This is a genomic window from Erwinia sp. OLFS4 (assembly GCF_002752165.1).
Lineage (GTDB): Bacteria > Pseudomonadota > Gammaproteobacteria > Enterobacterales > Enterobacteriaceae > Izhakiella.
On the sequence record NZ_MOMB01000055.1, the window covers coordinates 19,896 to 37,797 of the forward strand.

Below are 17,902 nucleotides of genomic sequence, written 5' to 3' on the forward strand. Positions count from 1 at the left end.
GCAGAATTGGGTGAGTTTTTTAATGAATTTAATAAAAACAAAAGGTTGCGCCAATAATGCGGATATTACTGAGTAACGATGACGGCTATCACGCGCCGGGAATTCAGACCTTAGCTACCGCATTGCGTGAGTTTGCCGATGTGCAGATTGTTGCTCCCGATCGTAACCGCAGCGGCGCATCTAACTCGCTGACCCTTGAGATGCCGTTACGTACTTTCACTTACCCGGATGGCGGCATTGCTGTGCAAAGGGGTACGCCTACCGATTGCGTTTTTCTCGGCGTGAATGCCCTGATGAAACCGGCGCCAGATATAGTTATTTCCGGCATTAACGCCGGGCCAAATCTCGGCGATGACGTACTTTATTCCGGCACCGTTGCAGCGGCCATGGAAGGGCGCCATCTCGGCTTACCGGCGATAGCCGTTTCCCTTCATGGTCAGCGGCATTACGATACAGCCGCTGCGGTTACCTGCCAGTTGTTACGTGCCCTGATGAGGGAACCTTTGCGCACCGGGCGTATTCTTAATGTTAATGTGCCGGACCGCCCGCTGGCGGACATCCGGGGATTTCGTGTTACCCGTTGCGGAAGTCGGCATCCCAGCGATAAAGTTATTTTACAGCAGGACCCCAGAGGGCAACCTCTTTACTGGATTGGGCCTCCGGGAGAAAAACACGATGCCGGTCCCGATACCGATTTTGCTGCGGTGGATGAAGGGTTTGTCTCTGTTACCGCATTACATGTTGACCTGACTGCGCATGCTGCTCAGGATAAGCTCAGCGACTGGTTAGCAAAAGCCGGGGTGAATTACGGATGATCAGTAAGCGCGTCAATACGCTTCTTGGACAGCTGCGTCAGCAAGGGATCACTGATGAGCGTCTGTTGCACGCTATTGAAACGGTACCGCGTGAAAAGTTTGTTGATGAAGCTTTTGAACATAAAGCCTGGGATAATATGGCGCTGCCTATTGGTTCAGGACAAACCATCTCGCAGCCCTATATGGTTGCGCGAATGACGTCGTTGCTGGAATTAACCGCGCATTCGCGCGTGCTGGAAATTGGGACCGGTTCTGGCTACCAGACGGCGATTCTGGCGCATCTGGTTGATCGCGTCTTTTCGGTTGAACGTATTAAAGGGCTGCAGTGGCAGGCAAAACGCCGTCTTAAACAGCTGGACTTACATAACATCTCAACCCGTCACGGTGATGGCTGGGAAGGCTGGCCGTCGCGCGGACCTTTTGATGCGATTATCGTCACCGCCGCCCCGCCAGAGATACCCGGTGCACTGATGGCACAGCTTAGTGATAATGGCATTATGGTACTACCGGTAGGCGAAACTCAGCAGGTGCTTAAGCGTATACGTCGCTGTGGTGATGATTACACGATAGATACCATTGAGCCGGTACGTTTTGTGCCGTTGATTCAGGGTGATTTGGCCTGACCTGAAATAAAACCTCGCGAAATCATTTGGTCACAACTGATTTATAGCGCCTTTAGATTGATATTGTTACTATTCTGCTTATTTTGTGAAACGGGCCTGTATAACGCGCCGCAGTTTCATCATCACCATCTTATCACCATGGGGGAGTAATGCGCACTGGAAGCCCGGTTTTTACCTTAGGTCGTGTTGCGGTGATTTCGTTGTTAGGTCTGGGCCTGGTGGGCTGCAGCAGCGATAATACGCAGGCGCCAATCAGCTCAGTCAATGACAGCAGCAACAGCACTATGGCAGGCGGCACTGCCCCGGTCAGCAGCCCGCAAAATACCGGTAGTGCGGGCTCTCCGGGTGTCAGTGAAAGCGTACCGGCGCAGGGCGGCGGTATGCTGGTTCAGTCGCCGCCGGCGAACATGCAGCCGGTGCAGTCCGCGGCGGTGAGCGCCCCAGCCAGCCAGCCGGCTGCTGATGCCAATGTGCAGATGAAAGATGGACATATTGTTTATAATCGTTCTTATGGGAATATTCCGAAAGGTAGCTATAGCGGACAGACCTATACTGTGCAACATGGCGATACTTTATTCTATATTGCCTGGATAACCGGTAACGATTATCGCGATCTGGCACAGCGGAATAATATCGCCGCGCCTTACGGTCTCACGGTTGGACAGCAGTTGCAGGTTGGAAACGGTAAAGGCGGCACCATCACTGGTGGTAACGAAATTACCGCGGCTGATGCTTCTTCAGGGGGAATAACTCCCCCTGCGGCGGTTGCCCAAACCAAACCGACGACGGTTGCACGACAACCTGTAATTACGTATTCTGAAGATTCAGGTGAATCAACGGGTGGCAAAATGTTGCCATCTGCCGGCGCTAAAGTTGCAACGACAACTGCGCCGGTTACTGCACCCACTGCCAGTAGTTCAGCACCGGGGTCCGCACCGGTCAGTGCCTGGCGCTGGCCAACCGAAGGTAAAGTTATTGATAACTTCTCTGCTTCGGAAGGCGGCAATAAAGGTATTGATATTGCTGGTACGCGTGGTCAACCCGTTTATGCAACCGCCACAGGGCGCGTTGTGTATGCCGGTAACGCGCTGCGTGGATACGGTAATCTGATCATCATCAAACATAATGATGACTACCTGAGTGCCTACGCCCATAACGACACAATGCTGGTCCGGGAACAACAACAAGTTCAGGCGGGGCAAAAAATAGCTACTATGGGTAGCACCGGTACCAGTTCGGTAAGATTGCATTTTGAAATTCGTTACAAGGGGAAATCCGTTAACCCGTTGCGTTATTTGCCGCAGCGATAAACCGGCAGAACCTTGGTGTTCTGCCCCAGGTATCACGGGTAGGAGCCGCTTATGAGCCAGAATACGCTGAAAGTTAACGAGTTACATGAAGATGCGGAATTCGACGAAAACGGAGCTGAGGTTTTTGACGAGAAGGCGCTTGTTGAAAATGAGTCCGGTGATAATGATTTAGCTGAAGAAGAGTTGTTATCACAAGGGGCGACGCAACGCGTTTTAGATGCGACCCAGCTTTACCTCGGTGAAATAGGTTATTCACCGCTTTTAACGGCGGAAGAAGAAGTGTTCTTTGCCCGCCGTGCGCTACGCGGCGACGTTCCTTCACGACGGCGCATGATTGAAAGTAACCTGCGGCTGGTAGTGAAAATTGCCCGTCGTTACAGTAATCGTGGCCTGGCGCTGCTGGATCTGATTGAAGAAGGGAATCTCGGCTTGATCCGCGCGGTTGAAAAATTTGATCCGGAACGTGGATTCCGTTTTTCAACCTATGCGACCTGGTGGATTCGTCAGACCATTGAGCGGGCTATTATGAACCAGACCCGCACTATACGGCTGCCGATTCATATTGTGAAAGAGCTGAATGTTTATTTGCGAACCGCCCGTGAGCTGTCGCATAAGCTTGATCACGAACCCAGCGCTGAAGAGATTGCCGAGCAGCTGGATAAACCGGTTGATGATGTCAGCCGCATGCTGCGTCTCAATGAACGTATCACATCTGTAGATACCCCATTGGGTGGCGATTCAGAAAAAGCCTTGCTTGATATCCTGGCCGATGAGAAAGACAACGGTCCGGAAGACACCACGCAGGATGACGATATGAAACAGAGTATCGTCAAGTGGCTGTTCGAACTTAATGCCAAGCAACGAGAAGTGCTGGCCCGTCGTTTTGGCCTGTTAGGTTATGAAGCGGCAACGCTGGAAGACGTTGGGCGTGAGATCGGGCTGACCCGTGAACGCGTCCGTCAGATTCAGGTTGAAGGCCTGCGCCGTCTGCGGGAAATTCTGCAAACCCAGGGCCTCAATATTGAAGCGCTGTTTCGCGAATAATCACCATTGATGAAAAAAGGTGGCCGTTAAGGCCACCTTTTTTTCTGTCTGGCGCAGGCGGACTGCCTCACAGCAGCGATTTGAGGCGATATACCCACTCCAGTGCCTGACGCGGCGACAGCGCATCCGGATCCAGTGATTGCAGTGCCTCAAGAGCGGGTGACGTCTCTTCCACTAACAATGGCATCTGGCTGCCTTGTGTTGCTCCGGCAGCGCTGCTGCCGGAAAGCGTTTCAAGTTCACGCAGTTTCTGCCGTGCCCGTTTAATCACTTCTTTCGGTACCCCGGCCAGCGCTGCCACCGCCAGTCCATAGCTTTTACTGGCGGCCCCCTCCTGTACGCTGTGCATAAAGGCAATGTCATCGCCGTGTTCAACTGCATCAAGATGAACATTGACCACACCGCTGAGTTTTTCCGGCAGGGTAGTCAGTTCAAAATAGTGGGTGGCAAACAGCGTCATGGCTTTGATTCGGTTTGCCAGCTGCTCGGCACAGGACCAGGCCAGCGACAAGCCGTCATAAGTTGAGGTGCCGCGGCCGATTTCATCCATTAAGACCAGACTGCATTCGCTGGCATTATGCAGAATATTGGCCGTTTCGGTCATCTCTACCATGAAGGTTGAGCGGCCGGATGCCAGGTCGTCAGCCGCGCCAATACGGGTAAAGATGCGGTCAAGCGGTCCAATCGTCGCGGCAGCGGCAGGGACGTAGCTGCCGACATAGGCCAGCAGGGCAATTAATGCGGTCTGACGCATATAGGTACTTTTACCGCCCATATTCGGACCGGTAATAATCAGCATGCGTCGCTGTGGGGAAAGCTGAACCGGGTTGGCGATAAATGGTTCTTTGAGTACCTGCTCCACCACTGGATGACGGCCTTCAGTAATCATAATCCCTGGGGTGTCTGTCAGCGTTGGGCGCACATAATTCAATGTCCAGGCCCGTTCAGCAAGGTTGCTCAGCACATCCAGCTCGGCCAGCGCCGCTGCGCTAAGCTGCAACGCTTCCAGATGTGGCAGCAGCAGGTCAAAAAGTTCATCGTATAACCGTTTTTCCAATGCCAGCGCTTTGCTTTTTGAGGTCAGAACTTTGTCTTCATACTCTTTCAGCTCCGGGATGATATAGCGTTCGGCATTTTTTAGCGTCTGACGTCTGACGTAATGAATTGGCACCAGATGACTCTGACCACGGCTGACTTGCAGATAATAGCCGTGAATAGCGTTATAACCGACTTTGAGGGTTTCAATACCCAGTTTTTCACGTTCCCGGATTTCCAGCCGCTCAAGATAATCGGTCGCGCCGTCGGCCAGCGCCCGCCATTCATCCAGTTCAGCATGATAACCAGGCGCAATAACCCCGCCATCGCGCACCAGCACTGGTGGCGCTTCAATAATCGCCCGTTCCAGCAGCTCGCACAGGGCGGTAAATTCACCCATTTGTCGTTTTAGCGTCTGTAAATGGGTGGCCTGAGAGGCATCCAGCAGCTGGTTAAGCTGCGGCAGTTGCTGAAACGCATGACGCATGCGGGCAAGATCGCGCGGACGTGCGCTGCGCAGTGCCAACCGGGCAACAATGCGTTCGAGATCACCGACCTGGCGCAATAGCGGTTGCAGTGCACTATAGAGATTTTGCAGTTCACCAATGCTCTGCTGACGATTATTCAGCGTTGTGATATCACGTACCGGCTGATGTAACCAGCGCTTCAGCATCCGGCTACCCATAGCCGTTACCGTGCAATCGATCACGGCCGCCAGGGTATTTTCACTGTTGCCGGAAAGATTCTGGGTAATCTCCAGATTACGTCGGGTCGCTGCATCCATGATGACCGCGTCCTGTAATCTTTCCATCGTAAGGCTGCGGATATGGGGCAAAGAAGTGCGCTGGGTATCTTTGACGTACTGCAGCAGGCAGCCGGCTGCGCGCAGAGCCAGGCCGGCATTTTCCACGCCGAAACCCGTAAGGTCGCGGGTACCAAATTGCAGATTCAGCTGCTGGCGCGCCGTATCAATTTCAAACTCCCACAGCGGGCGTCGCCGTAGTCCGCGGCGGCTATCAATCAGCTCTCTGGCGGAAAAATCTTCCGGATAGAGTAATTCTGCCGGGTTAGTACGCTGCAACTCCGCCGCCATTGCTTCTTCATCAGCAGGTTCTGCCAGACGAAAACGCCCTGAACTGATATCCAGCGTGGCGTAACCGAAACCCTGATTACTCTGCCAGATAGCCCCCAGCAGGTTATCCTGCCGTTCCTGCAATAGCGCTTCATCACTGATGGTGCCTGGGGTGACAATACGCACCACTTTACGCTCAACCGGCCCTTTGCTCAGCGCCGGATCGCCAATTTGCTCACAGATTGCCACCGATTCACCCAGCTGAATCAGCCTTGCAAGATAGTTTTCAACGGCATGATATGGGACGCCAGCCATAGGAATCGGCTGACCTGCCGAGGCACCTCGTTTGGTCAGCGAAATATCCAGCAGCTGTGAAGCGCGGCGGGCATCATCATAAAACAGCTCGTAAAAGTCTCCCATGCGGTAAAACAGCAGAATATCAGGATGTTCAGCCTTCAGCCTGAGGTACTGCTGCATCATGGGGGTGTGCGAGTCTAAATTGTCGTGAGTACGCATCAGTTTATGCTGTCCATTTTCTTGTAGTGAGTGCTGTATGCCGCTCATGATATGTCATGTTATGTCGTCGCATGTCATCCACTCTGGTAAGTAACCGCAGGTTAAAACGCCCATTGTCGCGGGTAGGCGCCGGCAAGTGAGGCTGACCAGCAGCAAAAATGACATAGTATTTTTTCAACAGGTAACGCGCATGATAACGGAGTCTTTATTGCAGGAAAACAGCAGGCGGCGCCGAATTGTCTTGGATTGCTTTGATGGTTGTTAATGGTTGACTATTATGGCGAGTTACTGGCGGTAAAATGCTACTGAGGAGATAAGCCATACTGATTGCATGCTGCTGCGGGCGACCTTATTAATCACGGATGTGCAGCATCATAATGCGGTCAGGTTGTCAGCGTGGTACGGCGACACCGGTCCGATGTGCTGGGACCGGTGCGGCCTGCCGCGAGCGGGTGCTGAGAACTTATAGTCCTTTTTGTGCCATCAGCTGCGCAAGGTCAAGCAGTCGGTTGGAAAAGCCCCATTCATTGTCATACCAGGCGAGAATTTTGACCATATTTCCGCCAATAACCAGCGTTGACAGTCCATCGATAATAGATGAACGGGGATCGCCCTGATAATCGCTGGAAACTAAAGGTTCATCGCTGTACCCCAGTATTCCTTTTAACGCTCCGCTGGCGGCGGCTTCACGGAATGCGTCATTCACTTGCCCGACGCTAACCTCACTTTCGAGGGTAACGGTTAAATCGACAATAGAAACCACCGGGACAGGTACCCGCAGTGAATAGCCGGTCAAACGTCCTGCCAGCGACGGGATAACTTTACCCAGCGCTTTGGCTGCTCCGCTGGAATAGGGCACAATTGACAGGGCAGCAGCCCGGGCGCCGCGTAAATCTTTCTCTGGCTGATCATGCAGTGCCTGGCTATTGGTATAGGCGTGTGTCGTATTCATCAGACCATGACGAATACCAAAATGCTGATGTAAAACCAGTGCGGCAGGGGCCAGACCGTTGGTGGTACAGCTACCGTTGCTGACAACCTGATGTTGTTGTGGATCGTAGTGCTGATGGTTCACTCCCATTACCACCATCAGATCTTCGTTTTTACCAGGTGCAGAAATAATCACGCGTTTAGCCCGGCCATGGGTGATATGCAGCGCGGCTTGTTCTCGGTCGGTAAATAACCCGGTTGCTTCGATAACAATGTCAGCTCCCACGCTGTACCAGGGAATATTTTGCGGATTTCTTTCACTAAAAATACGTATGATTTGCCCATCAACCCGCAATGCGCCTTCAGTCGCTTCCACCGGTATCGGCAGAGGGCCAAGGATGGAATCATATTTCAGCAAATGTGCCAGTGTGTGACTGTCTGTCAGATCATTGATTGCGACAACTTTTATCGACGGGTTGACCAGCGCCGCACGCAATACATTGCGGCCAATCCGGCCAAACCCATTAATGCCTACCGTTACCATAACCGTCTCCTGTGAGGCTGAATATGGCACCACTGTATGTTGTCAGCGATTTGGCGTAAATGACAAATAAGGATCACTTTAAGCCATTTGGCGACAATGAAAGCGCTGGCGGTATTCTCCGGGGGTCAGGTGCAGCTGTTTTTCAAAGATACGTCGTAGATTAATACTGTTACCGAAACCAGTGATTACGGCAATTTTTTCTATTGTTTCACTGGACTGTTCCAGCTGGTATCTGGCGGCAGCAAGGCGGGTTTCGGCGACGTAACGAGCCGGCGGCAATCCGGTTTCGCGAGTAAAAACCCGGGTAAAATTGCGCGGACTCATAGCTACTTGCTGTGCCAGTTTTTCCACGCTCAGATCGCTGCTCAGATTGTCTGCCAGCCAGTGAAGTAATGCGTTAATAACGCGGTTACTGGTGGTCTGATGCAGCTGAAAACGGCTAAATTGCATCTGCCCGCCTGGGCGGCGCAGATACATCACCAGATCCTGTGCCACATCACGGGCAAGGCTATATCCGTAATCCTCTTCGACCAGAGCCAGAGTGAGATCAAAACCGCTGCTGACCCCCCCGGATGTCCAGACAGAACCGTCCTGAATATACAGCGGGCCACTTTGTACTTCGACCTCGGGATAACGGGTTTGCAGGGTGTCCAGTAGCCGCCAGTGAGTGGTAGCATGCAGGCCATTGAGCAGACCGGTCTGCGCTAACAGCATAGCGCCACCGCAAACGGAAACCAGGCGGCGGGTATAGGGTGCAGCCAGACGAATCCAGTCGACTACAGCACGCTCTTCCTGCTCGTTATCGCCGCGCCCGGTAATGATAATCGTATCGCGCGCTTCGCCGGGATCGAGATCGGCCAGGCGATAGTCGGCGAGCAGATTAAGACCTGACTGTCCCTGAATCACCCGATGGGGTTGACTGCTGGCCAGACTGACCTGATAGCGTGGCTGGTTTCGCTCAGCGTTATGCAGCCGGTTTGCCTGCATCAGAATGTCAGCAATACCGGCCGATTCAAACAACATTCCGCCATCCGGCACAATAATGAGTATCGTTTTCATGTCCTGAAATGTACGTTTTATTGTAAATAAGTCAATGGCAGAGAAGATCGTGACGGTGCTATTGCTGAATCAGGGAGAACGATACAGGTTGTGTCTGTGTAGCCACAATGGCAAATAACTGTCAGTAAACTATCAGTATATTTAGCTGAAGGAGATCGGGAATCCAGTCAAATATTTGCTAAAGAATGGACTGAAATTGCCGATAACGCGCTGAAATTGACTCAACTGGACGTGAGTATGTTTAAAAACACTAAAATTGTTACCGGGATAACCGTCATCCTGGTTATCTCCGGCGTGCTGTGGTTGTCCATTGCGGGACTTTATTATACTGCCGTTAACAGTGATAGGGTTAATTTTATTAATAATGAACAGCTTAGCCGGCAACAATTGTTGCTGAATGACAGCGTTCATTCGCTGATTATTAGCCGCGTTGCGATTACCCGGGTAGCGGTGCATTTTCTGGAGAATCAAAACAATCCCGACTCAGCATCTCAGGCTGATTTTAATGATTTACTGCAAAAAGCCAGTGTTTCTCTTGCACAGTCAGCGCACGATTTTCAGGCCTGGCAGGCATACGTCAATGATAACCAGCATGATGCGGCAGCAGAAGGGAAGCTCAGGCAGACTTATCAGGCACTGTATGATGTGCTGAAAAATTCCGTCGCCTTCCTGCGTGAAGGTCATTATTCCGTTTATACCAATCTTGGGGCACAGGAAGCGCAGGACGATCTGATCGCTTGCTGGAACGCCTGGCGGGAAAAGAACTATCAGCTACAAAAACTCGCTTCTCAGCAAAACCACAAAAACTATAGCCAGATGAAATTGTTGCTGGCAACTATTGCGGTGGTGCTGGTTATACTTGTTGTGACCATCTACAGCGGTATCCGGCAGATCCTTTTCGTACCCCTGCGGCTTATTACTACACATATTAACGCCATTACTCAGGGCGATCTTACTTCACCTATTGAAGATGGTGGCCGCAGTGAAATGGGACATCTGCTGAATAGGTTAAGCGCAATGCAGCGTGCTTTAATCACCACCGTGGGGGCGGTACGTGAGAGTGCTGATGCCATTTATAGCGAGGCAAGCGAGATTTCTGCCGGCGGTAACGATCTCTCTTCCCGCACCGAAGAACAGGCCGCCTCGCTGGAACAAACGGCAGCCAGTATGGAGCAGCTGTCGGCAGCGGTGAAATTTAATAGTGATAACGCCCGGCAGGCGGCCGATCTTGCCCATATAGCTTCAACCACCGCAGAAAAGGGCGGTACAGTGGTCAGCGGCGTTGTTGCCACCATGCAGGAAATATCCGATAGCTCGCAGCAGATTTCCCGGATTACGGCGGTCATCGACGAAATTGCTTTCCAGACTAATATTCTGGCGCTCAATGCGGCGGTAGAAGCCGCGCGTGCCGGCGAGCAAGGGCGCGGATTTGCCGTAGTGGCGGGAGAAGTCCGGTCGCTGGCCGGCAGGAGCGCGACGGCCGCGAAAGAAATTAAAGCGCTGATTGATAAATCCGCCAGCCGTGTGGATTCGGGATCGAAACAGGTCAGTGACGCGGGCCATGCGATGGAAGAAATTGTGGTGGCAGTTAACCGGGTGACCAGCATTATGGAGGAGATTGCCACGGCTTCCGATGAACAGCGGCGCGGAATCGAACAGATAAGTCTTGCGGTTTCCCAGATGGATAGCGTTACACAGCAAAATGCCGCGCTGGTCGAAGAGTCTGCCGGCGCGGCATCGACGCTGGAAATCCAGGCCGCTCAGTTGAGGCAGGCGGTGTCAGTCTTCCATATTGCCGCGGCCGATTTAAATCGCACCGCCACTATGCAGGAGATGACCCCTGGCCTGACAACTTCGACGACACCGTTAATTGCTCAGGGGCCTGCAACGCAACACTGGGAAGCATTCTGAGGTGAAAGAGGGTGCCAGCGGCTAATCTTAGCCAGCTGGCACCGTATCGATTTCACAGGAACTGACCTGGTCACCCTGTAGCGGCATGGCAAAAAGGATGATACTGCTGCATGCTGAATAACGCTATTCCCGCCAGCGCAAGCCATGGCCCCAGCGCTATACGCTGTGGTTTTTGCCCGGTTAGCGCTACGATTACCAGCAGCCAAAGCAGGGCACTGCTGCTGGCGATTAACAGTATCGCCGGGAGATGTTGCCATCCCAGCCAGGCGCCCAGCGCCGCCAGTAGTTTACTATCCCCACCACCTAAGGCGATTTCCTGACGCCATAAAAACCACAACCCGGCCAGCAGACGAAACAGCAGATAGCCTGCTATTGCTCCGATAATCGCCTCTTTTGCCGATGGTGATGCAGAGGTTAGCGCGGCATTTAGCAGGCCGCCCCAGAGCAGCGGCAGCGTTAAAATATCTGGTAGTAGCTGATGGCCGAAGTCAATCATGCTGAGAACCAGTAGCGTCCAGCTAAAAAACAGTGCAGGCAGCATCGGTATCAGCTCTGGTTGATATAACCAGCCTGCCAGTATGGCGATTAGCCAGCTTACTAATTCCACTGCCGGATAACGCCAGCTGATGCGGGCGTGACAGTGACGACAGCGTCCTCGCAGCGCCAGCCAGCTGAACACAGGAATTAGCTCTGCTGGCGTCAGCGCATTTTTACAATGGGGACAGTGGGAGCGTGGTGACGTCAGGCTGAGTGGTGTTGTCGCAGACAGCATTCTTTGTGGCAGACGATAAATAACAACGTTAAAAAAACTGCCGGCACTTAACCCTGTTACGCTAAGCAACAGCCAGGTTATCAGGTTATGTTCCATCATAACTCCGGGAGGAAAATGATTTCTCAGCCTGCCAGAAGCCGATCTTCAATCCCAGTGCAAGTGGGCGTTGCACGCGATTTTCAACGCATTGTGGAAGCCGTGCCGGGCTTTAACTGAAAACAGGTCTTGCCTGCGATGAAACGTTGTTTTTGCGGCAGGCTGCTGGCCTGAAGGGAATAATTCATACCAGCGATTATCACCTGGTGAAAAATCCGCTACACTGCCGTCCCTGATTTTCATAAGGTTATTGAGGAACTAAGTTATGTCAGAATTACCACCCTGTCCCAAATGTGTCTCTCCCTATGCCTGGCAGGATGGCGAACAGCTTAATTGCCCTGAATGCGGGCACGTCTGGTCGCCTGTTGATATCGCCAGCGATGACACGCCTGAAGTGCGTGATGCCAATGGCAATTTACTGGCTGACGGCGACAGCGTGACGGTGATTAAGGATCTCAAAGTGAAAGGCAGTTCATCGGTACTGAAAATAGGTACCCGGGTGAAAGGGATACGGCTGGTGGAAGGCGATCATAATATCGACTGTAAAATTGACGGCTTTGGCCCGATGAAACTGAAATCTGAATTTGTTAAGAAAAGCAGCTAAGGCGATTTAACACCGTCAGGTCACTGTGCTTTTTTTCACTACCGGTTATAGTAGGTAACGGGGCTTGAATAGCCATCGTTTTATTTTACCCGCCTGATAACCACCCGGAGAGAAAATGAAGCTGCTGCGTTATGGCCTGGCCGGCAAAGAAAAACCCGGCATTCTGGATGATGAGGGGCAGATTCGCGATCTCTCCTCGGTGGTTGCTGATATTAATGGTGAAACCCTGCAGCCCGCTTCACTGGCTTTATTAGGGCAGCTGAATCTCAACGATTTGCCGAAAGTTGAAGGTAACCCACGTACTGGCCCCTGCGTTGCCCGTCCGGGTAAATTTATTTGTATCGGTCTTAATTATGCCGATCATGCTGCGGAAACCGGTGCGCAGATGCCTGCCGAACCGGTCGTATTTGCTAAATGGACCAGTGCTATCATTGGCCCCAATGATGATGTCATCTTACCGCGAGGTTCACTGAAAACGGACTGGGAGGTTGAACTTGGCGTAGTCATCGGGCTAGGGGGCAGCTATATCCCGCTGGAAAATGCCATGCAGCATGTGGCAGGGTATTGTGTGATTAATGACATTTCAGAACGGGAGTTTCAGAGCGAGCGAGGCGGCACCTGGGATAAAGGTAAAGGTTGCGATACCTTTGGCCCGATGGGACCCTGGCTGGTTACTGCGGATGAAATTGCTGACCCGCAGAATCTTACCTTGTGGCTGGACGTCGATGGCCAGCGTTATCAGCATGGTAATACCCGTACGATGATTTTTAGCGTACAGCACATTGTTAGCTATCTGAGTCATTTTATGAGTCTGCAGCCGGGTGATGTCATTTCCACCGGCACCCGCCGGGAGTGGTGCTGGGCATGAAGCCTCCGGTGTTTCTGCGTGCCGGACAGCAGATGCATCTGGGTATTGAAGGGCTGGGTGAACAGCGACAGCGTGTTATTCAGGCATAGTTCAGGGCCTGGCTATGATGGGTTGCCAGCCCGCGCCGGGTTGTAAAGTTCAACATAGCCGGCTTTCCTTTAACCATTCTGGTGTTTTACTATGTTGGCCAGTTTTTCTTGCCTGCACAGGGACATTTGATGCGCTCGTTGCTTACCCCGCTCCTGATTACCTTACTGCTTGCAGCCTGCAGCAGTGCGCCGCAACAGGTTACCTCTCCGGATCACGGTAATCCTTTTAGCGGGGGCACAGGGTCTGTTCAGGATAATGGTGTTTCGCTACTTAGCGGTGACTTTGCCGGAAACTCTGCGGCGCAAGCCTTTGTCACTAAAATGGTTAATGAACACGTTTTTGATCGCGTTCAGCTGGAAGGTACGCTGTCAGCCACCAGACGTCTGGACTGGGTGCTGGATTATATGGAGCGTCAGGCGCCTTCTTATCAGGGGCCTCCTGGACCAAACGGTGCGTGGCTACGCTACCGTAAAAAGTTTATCACGCCGGACAATGTGCAAAATGGCGTGCAGTTCTGGAATCAGTATCAGGAGGCACTTGACCGCGCCTGGCAGACTTATGGCGTGCCGCCAGAGATTATTGTCGGTATTATCGGCGTTGAAACCCGCTGGGGTAGGGTCATGGGAAAAACCCGTATTGTTGATGCGCTGGCTACGCTGGCGTTCGATTACCCCCGACGCGGTAAATATTTTGCCAGCGAGCTGGAAACCTTTCTGCTGATGGCGCGAAAAGAAGGGGATAACGTGCTCGATCTGCGTGGTTCTTTCGCCGGTGCCATGGGATACGGTCAGTTTATGCCGTCCTCCTATCAACAATATGCGGTTGATTTTAATCATGATGGCCATGTGAATTTGTGGGACCCGATTGATGCTATTGGCAGCGTGGCTCACTATTTTAGCGCCCATGGCTGGCAGCCGGGTGGTGCGGTGGCCATCGCCGCATCGGGTCAGGTGCCGCGACTTGTCAGCGGTTTTAATACACGTTATCTGCCGGCATCTCTGATTGCTGCAGGCCTGACGCCGCAAGGTTCATTAGGTGATGTTAAGCAGGTGAGTCTGATTAAGCTGGATATGGGGGATTATTATCAGTACTGGTTTGGTCTGCCCAATTTCTATGTTATTACCCGTTATAATCACAATACCCATTATGCCATGGCGGTATGGCAACTCGGACTGGCAGTTCGCGCTGCGCGCAACGCCGGCTGATCGCGAGCCAGCTTGCCTGTTTGACAGGGGAAAATAATGAAAGACTGGGACCCGCAGCTATACCGGCGCTTTGAAGCCGAACGCACCCGCCCGGCAGAAGAATTGTTAGCCCGTGTTTGCCTGAGTGACGCTGCTTTTATTAGTGACCTCGGCTGCGGGCCGGGTAACAGCACCGAACTGTTATGCAATACCTGGACACAGGCAACGGTTACCGGTGTTGATACTTCTCCTGCCATGCTTGACCAGGCAAAGGCTCGTCTGCCACAGTGCCGGTTCACTCAGGCTGATATCAGTGGTTGGCAGGCACCTCAGCCACAGAACCTGATTTTTGCTAATGCCTCTTTGCAATGGGTTGCCGATCACCACAAGCTGTTGCCGGCACTGGTAAATCAGCTGCCCCCGGCAGGGGTGCTGGCCGTGCAGATGCCGGATAATCTCGACGAACCCAGCCATCGCCTGATGCGTGAAGTTGCAGGATTAGCCGAGTGGCGCGCGCTTATCTCCCCGGCCGCCAGTGAGCGAAAGCGTTTACTTTGTGCTGCTGACTATTACGATTTATTGTCTGCCAGCGGTTGTCAGGTTGACCTCTGGCATACCACCTATTATCACCTGATGCCCTCCCCGTCAGCGATAATTGACTGGCTGAAAGCCACAGGGTTACGGCCTTTTCTTGTTACGCTGTCTGGCGGACAGCAAGTGCGTTTTCTGGACAGTTATCTGACGCGGCTGCGTGTTGCCTACCCTGCGCGTCACGATGGCAGTTGTTTATTAGCGTTTCCCCGGTTATTTATCGTGGCACAACGGCGCTGAGTGACGTTCAGCGCCGGGCGTCGATGGGCCTCGCAAAACTGGCCAGCGAACGCTATTTTCCTGGCAAAAGCGTGTTACGCTTTTGCCAGATGACCGTAAACCTGGAGAAGGAAATGACCGACCAGCAACTGCGCAAACTCAGTGCCGAAATAGGAAATCGGCTTCGTCAGCAGCGCGCCAGCCTGACGACCGCAGAATCCTGTACCGGTGGCGGCATTGCCCGGGTTCTGACTGATATTCCAGGCAGTTCGGCCTGGTTTGAGTATGGCTTTGTTACCTACAGCAATGCGGCAAAAAGTAAGCTGCTTGGCGTGCAGCCAGCTACGCTTACGGCCCATGGTGCCGTCAGTGAAGCCGTGGTGCTCGAAATGGCTCAGGGCGCCTTACGTGTGTCTGATGCCAGCTATGCGATCTCGGTCAGTGGCATCGCCGGACCGGATGGCGGTACCCGACAAAAACCGGTGGGCACCGTCTGGTTTGGTTTTGCCAGCCGCCACGGACAAAGCGAAGCATGGTGTCAGTGTTTTGCCGGCGATCGTCTGCAGGTACGCCTGCTGGCAACGGCCTGGGCGTTGGAAACGCTGCATAAACGATTTCTCGAAAATAAGCTTGATACTGTATGACTATACAGTATAATCACTGTCAGTTTAGTTTTACAGACGCAAAGCCACGTGATGTGCGCTTTACCCTGCATGATTAGGAGTTGAAATGGCTATTGATGAAAACAAACAAAAAGCCCTGGCGGCGGCGCTGGGCCAGATTGAAAAACAGTTTGGTAAAGGCTCCATCATGCGTCTGGGTGAAGATCGCTCTATGGATGTTGAGACCATTTCAACCGGCTCATTGTCTCTGGATATCGCGCTGGGCGCTGGCGGTTTGCCAATGGGGCGTATTGTTGAAATTTATGGCCCTGAATCATCCGGTAAAACCACTCTGACACTGCAGGTTATTGCCGCTGCACAGCGCAAAGGAAAAACCTGTGCGTTTATTGATGCGGAGCACGCACTGGACCCGGTTTACGCTAAAAAGCTGGGCGTGGATATTGATAATCTGCTGTGCTCTCAGCCGGATACCGGCGAGCAGGCTCTGGAAATTTGTGATGCGCTGGCGCGCTCCGGTGCGGTTGACGTTATCATTGTTGACTCAGTGGCGGCGCTGACGCCGAAAGCCGAAATTGAAGGGGAAATTGGCGACTCGCATATGGGACTGGCCGCCCGTATGATGAGCCAGGCAATGCGCAAGCTGGCGGGGAATCTTAAGCAGTCTAATACGCTGCTTATCTTCATCAACCAGATCCGTATGAAGATTGGCGTTATGTTTGGTAACCCGGAAACGACCACCGGTGGTAATGCACTGAAATTTTATGCTTCAGTACGTCTCGATATCCGCCGTATTGGCGCCATCAAAGAGGGCGATGAGGTCGTGGGTAGCGAAACCCGCGTTAAAGTCGTTAAAAATAAGGTTGCCGCACCTTTCAAACAAGCTGAGTTCCAGATCATGTACGGCGAAGGCATCAACGTGCTGGGAGAAGTGGTTGACCTGGGCGTTAAGCATAAATTTATTGAAAAAGCCGGTGCCTGGTATAGCTACAACGGTGACAAGATTGGTCAGGGTAAAGCAAACGCTATCAATTTCCTGAAAGAGAATCCGGCTATTGCCGCGGATATTGAAACAAGATTGCGTGAACTGTTGCTGAATAATCAGAATCATAAAGCGGATTTTGCTGCGGAAGATTATGAAGAGAATACCGCAGGGGAGACGCAGGAAGATTTTTGATCTGCTGACTGCGGGCGTAGTTTATGTTGACCGCCGATCGTCAGTGATATAAACCGCGGGTAAGGGCCATCCTTACCCGTTTTTCTTTTTACCCCTCACATCCTGCCAGGTGTCCTTCACCCAGTAACGTGCGGCATAATCCAGCAACCCGCCAGAACTTTGTTAATTTCCTGGCAGAAACGTTATGCTGAAAAAACGAAAGGTATTGCCTGGCCTTATATCAACGGCAGAAAGTGATCATGACCGAAAATGATGTCAAAAGGCGATTAGGCCGCTTAACGGAAAGAGCAATGCGGGTGCTGGCAATGCGCGATCATAGTGAAGCCGAACTGCGGCGAAAAATGGTCATGGCTGGACAGCGCACGCAGTTCAATGGCCGGCAGGATAGTGAACAGGGGCCGACTGATGAAGAAATTGAACAGGTGATTGCCTGGTGCCATCAGCATGATTTTCTCAATGACCGGCGCTTTGCCGAACGCTTTGTCACCAGTCGGAGCCACAAGGGATACGGTCCGCAACGTATTCGTGTTGAATTACAGCAAAAAGGTATTGACCGCCAGCTCATTGATGAGATGCTGGCTGCCTGTGGAATTGACTGGATAAGCCTGGCGGCAGAACTGGCCGGTCGGCGTTTTGGGCAGCCCTTGCCGCAAGCGTGGAAGGAAAAGGCCAGAGTTCAGCGATATCTGCTGACAAGAGGCTTTCTGATGGACGATATCCAGGAGATTTTTAGAAATTTTGATAATTGACCATGAAGAAATTTTACTTCCCACGGAAGAAAATTTATCTTATTCACCACTTTTTGTTCGTGCTGGCGGTGCG

15 protein-coding genes and 1 pseudogene are annotated in these 17,902 nt (G+C 52.4%); 12 read left to right on the forward strand and 4 right to left on the reverse strand.

What is annotated here, in order from left to right; genetic code table 11:
- Nucleotides 1-56 precede the first annotated feature (56 nt).
- The 4 genes from surE to rpoS all read left to right on the forward strand — a co-directional run bounded on the left by surE (nt 57) and on the right by rpoS (nt 3,792).
- Entirely contained in the window at nt 57-815 is a 759-nt protein-coding gene (surE, locus tag BL249_RS13750) for a 5'/3'-nucleotidase SurE (RefSeq protein WP_099705636.1), read from the forward strand.
- A complete protein-coding gene (locus BL249_RS13755; RefSeq protein ID WP_099705637.1) occupies nt 812-1,438 on the forward strand; it encodes a protein-L-isoaspartate(D-aspartate) O-methyltransferase in 627 nt (208 codons plus the stop codon). The genes surE and BL249_RS13755 overlap by 4 nt, the downstream gene beginning before the upstream one ends.
- Nucleotides 1,439-1,587: 149 nt before the next feature.
- The gene (gene nlpD / locus BL249_RS13760) at nt 1,588-2,748 is read left to right on the forward strand and encodes a murein hydrolase activator NlpD (RefSeq protein ID WP_099705638.1); all 1,161 of its coding nucleotides are present in this window, start codon (nt 1,588-1,590) and stop codon (nt 2,746-2,748) included.
- 51 nt (nt 2,749-2,799) lie between these two features.
- Nucleotides 2,800-3,792 (forward strand): RNA polymerase sigma factor RpoS, encoded by a 993-nt coding sequence (rpoS, locus tag BL249_RS13765; RefSeq protein WP_078003197.1) that lies wholly within the window; start codon nt 2,800-2,802, stop codon nt 3,790-3,792.
- A 67-nt stretch (nt 3,793-3,859) separates the two neighbouring features.
- On the opposite strand, the gene mutS is transcribed toward rpoS, so the two are convergent.
- From mutS to BL249_RS13780, 3 genes are all read right to left on the reverse strand, one after another.
- Nucleotides 3,860-6,415 (reverse strand): DNA mismatch repair protein MutS, encoded by a 2,556-nt coding sequence (gene mutS, locus BL249_RS13770; protein ID WP_099705666.1) that lies wholly within the window; start codon nt 6,413-6,415, stop codon nt 3,860-3,862.
- Nucleotides 6,416-6,878: 463 nt separating this feature from the next.
- A complete protein-coding gene (gap, locus tag BL249_RS13775) occupies nt 6,879-7,889 on the reverse strand; it encodes a type I glyceraldehyde-3-phosphate dehydrogenase (RefSeq protein WP_099705639.1) in 1,011 nt (336 codons plus the stop codon).
- Between the two features lie 78 nt (nt 7,890-7,967).
- Complete coding sequence (locus BL249_RS13780) at nt 7,968-8,948, reverse strand: GlxA family transcriptional regulator (protein WP_099705640.1); 981 nt, start codon at nt 8,946-8,948, stop codon at nt 7,968-7,970.
- 237 nt (nt 8,949-9,185) lie between these two features.
- On the opposite strand from BL249_RS13780, the gene BL249_RS19395 reads away from it, so the two are divergent.
- Nucleotides 9,186-10,859 (forward strand): methyl-accepting chemotaxis protein, encoded by a 1,674-nt coding sequence (locus BL249_RS19395; RefSeq protein ID WP_099705641.1) that lies wholly within the window; start codon nt 9,186-9,188, stop codon nt 10,857-10,859.
- A 70-nt stretch (nt 10,860-10,929) separates the two neighbouring features.
- On the opposite strand, the gene BL249_RS13790 is transcribed toward BL249_RS19395, so the two are convergent.
- The gene (locus tag BL249_RS13790) at nt 10,930-11,730 is read right to left on the reverse strand and encodes a prepilin peptidase (RefSeq protein ID WP_099705642.1); all 801 of its coding nucleotides are present in this window, start codon (nt 11,728-11,730) and stop codon (nt 10,930-10,932) included.
- 262 nt (nt 11,731-11,992) lie between these two features.
- On the opposite strand from BL249_RS13790, the gene BL249_RS13795 reads away from it, so the two are divergent.
- The 7 genes and pseudogenes from BL249_RS13795 to BL249_RS13825 all read left to right on the forward strand — a co-directional run bounded on the left by BL249_RS13795 (nt 11,993) and on the right by BL249_RS13825 (nt 17,829).
- A complete protein-coding gene (locus tag BL249_RS13795; protein WP_099705643.1) occupies nt 11,993-12,331 on the forward strand; it encodes a zinc ribbon domain-containing protein YjdM in 339 nt (112 codons plus the stop codon).
- Nucleotides 12,332-12,446: 115 nt separating this feature from the next.
- A pseudogene (locus tag BL249_RS13800) lies at nt 12,447-13,288 on the forward strand (fumarylacetoacetate hydrolase family protein).
- 129 nt (nt 13,289-13,417) lie between these two features.
- Nucleotides 13,418-14,494, forward strand: a complete 1,077-nt coding sequence (gene mltB, locus BL249_RS13805; RefSeq protein WP_099705644.1) for a lytic murein transglycosylase B — start codon at nt 13,418-13,420, stop codon at nt 14,492-14,494.
- 36 nt (nt 14,495-14,530) lie between these two features.
- On the forward strand, nt 14,531-15,304 hold the full coding sequence (tam, locus tag BL249_RS13810) for a trans-aconitate 2-methyltransferase (RefSeq protein WP_099705645.1): 774 nt from the start codon (nt 14,531-14,533) through the stop codon (nt 15,302-15,304).
- A gap of 113 nt (nt 15,305-15,417) precedes the next feature.
- A complete protein-coding gene (pncC, locus tag BL249_RS13815; protein WP_099705667.1) occupies nt 15,418-15,927 on the forward strand; it encodes a nicotinamide-nucleotide amidase in 510 nt (169 codons plus the stop codon).
- Nucleotides 15,928-16,012: 85 nt separating this feature from the next.
- A complete protein-coding gene (gene recA / locus BL249_RS13820; RefSeq protein WP_099705646.1) occupies nt 16,013-17,080 on the forward strand; it encodes a recombinase RecA in 1,068 nt (355 codons plus the stop codon).
- A gap of 239 nt (nt 17,081-17,319) precedes the next feature.
- On the forward strand, nt 17,320-17,829 hold the full coding sequence (locus tag BL249_RS13825; protein ID WP_099705647.1) for a regulatory protein RecX: 510 nt from the start codon (nt 17,320-17,322) through the stop codon (nt 17,827-17,829).
- Nucleotides 17,830-17,902: the final 73 nt, after the last annotated feature.

Excerpts from the sequence above, each read along its gene's own strand:
- surE (WP_099705636.1), top strand. The coding sequence starts at position 57 with ATGCGGATATTACTGAGTAACGATGACGGCTATCACGCGCCGGGAATT.
- BL249_RS13755 (WP_099705637.1), top strand. The coding sequence starts at position 812 with ATGATCAGTAAGCGCGTCAATACGCTTCTTGGACAGCTGCGTCAGCAA.
- nlpD (WP_099705638.1), top strand. The coding sequence starts at position 1,588 with ATGCGCACTGGAAGCCCGGTTTTTACCTTAGGTCGTGTTGCGGTGATT.
- rpoS (WP_078003197.1), top strand. The coding sequence starts at position 2,800 with ATGAGCCAGAATACGCTGAAAGTTAACGAGTTACATGAAGATGCGGAA.
- mutS (WP_099705666.1), bottom strand. The coding sequence starts at position 6,415 with ATGCGTACTCACGACAATTTAGACTCGCACACCCCCATGATGCAGCAG.
- gap (WP_099705639.1), bottom strand. The coding sequence starts at position 7,889 with ATGGTAACGGTAGGCATTAATGGGTTTGGCCGGATTGGCCGCAATGTA.
- BL249_RS13780 (WP_099705640.1), bottom strand. The coding sequence starts at position 8,948 with ATGAAAACGATACTCATTATTGTGCCGGATGGCGGAATGTTGTTTGAA.
- BL249_RS19395 (WP_099705641.1), top strand. The coding sequence starts at position 9,186 with ATGTTTAAAAACACTAAAATTGTTACCGGGATAACCGTCATCCTGGTT.
- BL249_RS13790 (WP_099705642.1), bottom strand. The coding sequence starts at position 11,730 with ATGATGGAACATAACCTGATAACCTGGCTGTTGCTTAGCGTAACAGGG.
- BL249_RS13795 (WP_099705643.1), top strand. The coding sequence starts at position 11,993 with ATGTCAGAATTACCACCCTGTCCCAAATGTGTCTCTCCCTATGCCTGG.
- mltB (WP_099705644.1), top strand. The coding sequence starts at position 13,418 with ATGCGCTCGTTGCTTACCCCGCTCCTGATTACCTTACTGCTTGCAGCC.
- tam (WP_099705645.1), top strand. The coding sequence starts at position 14,531 with ATGAAAGACTGGGACCCGCAGCTATACCGGCGCTTTGAAGCCGAACGC.
- pncC (WP_099705667.1), top strand. The coding sequence starts at position 15,418 with ATGACCGACCAGCAACTGCGCAAACTCAGTGCCGAAATAGGAAATCGG.
- recA (WP_099705646.1), top strand. The coding sequence starts at position 16,013 with ATGGCTATTGATGAAAACAAACAAAAAGCCCTGGCGGCGGCGCTGGGC.
- BL249_RS13825 (WP_099705647.1), top strand. The coding sequence starts at position 17,320 with ATGACCGAAAATGATGTCAAAAGGCGATTAGGCCGCTTAACGGAAAGA.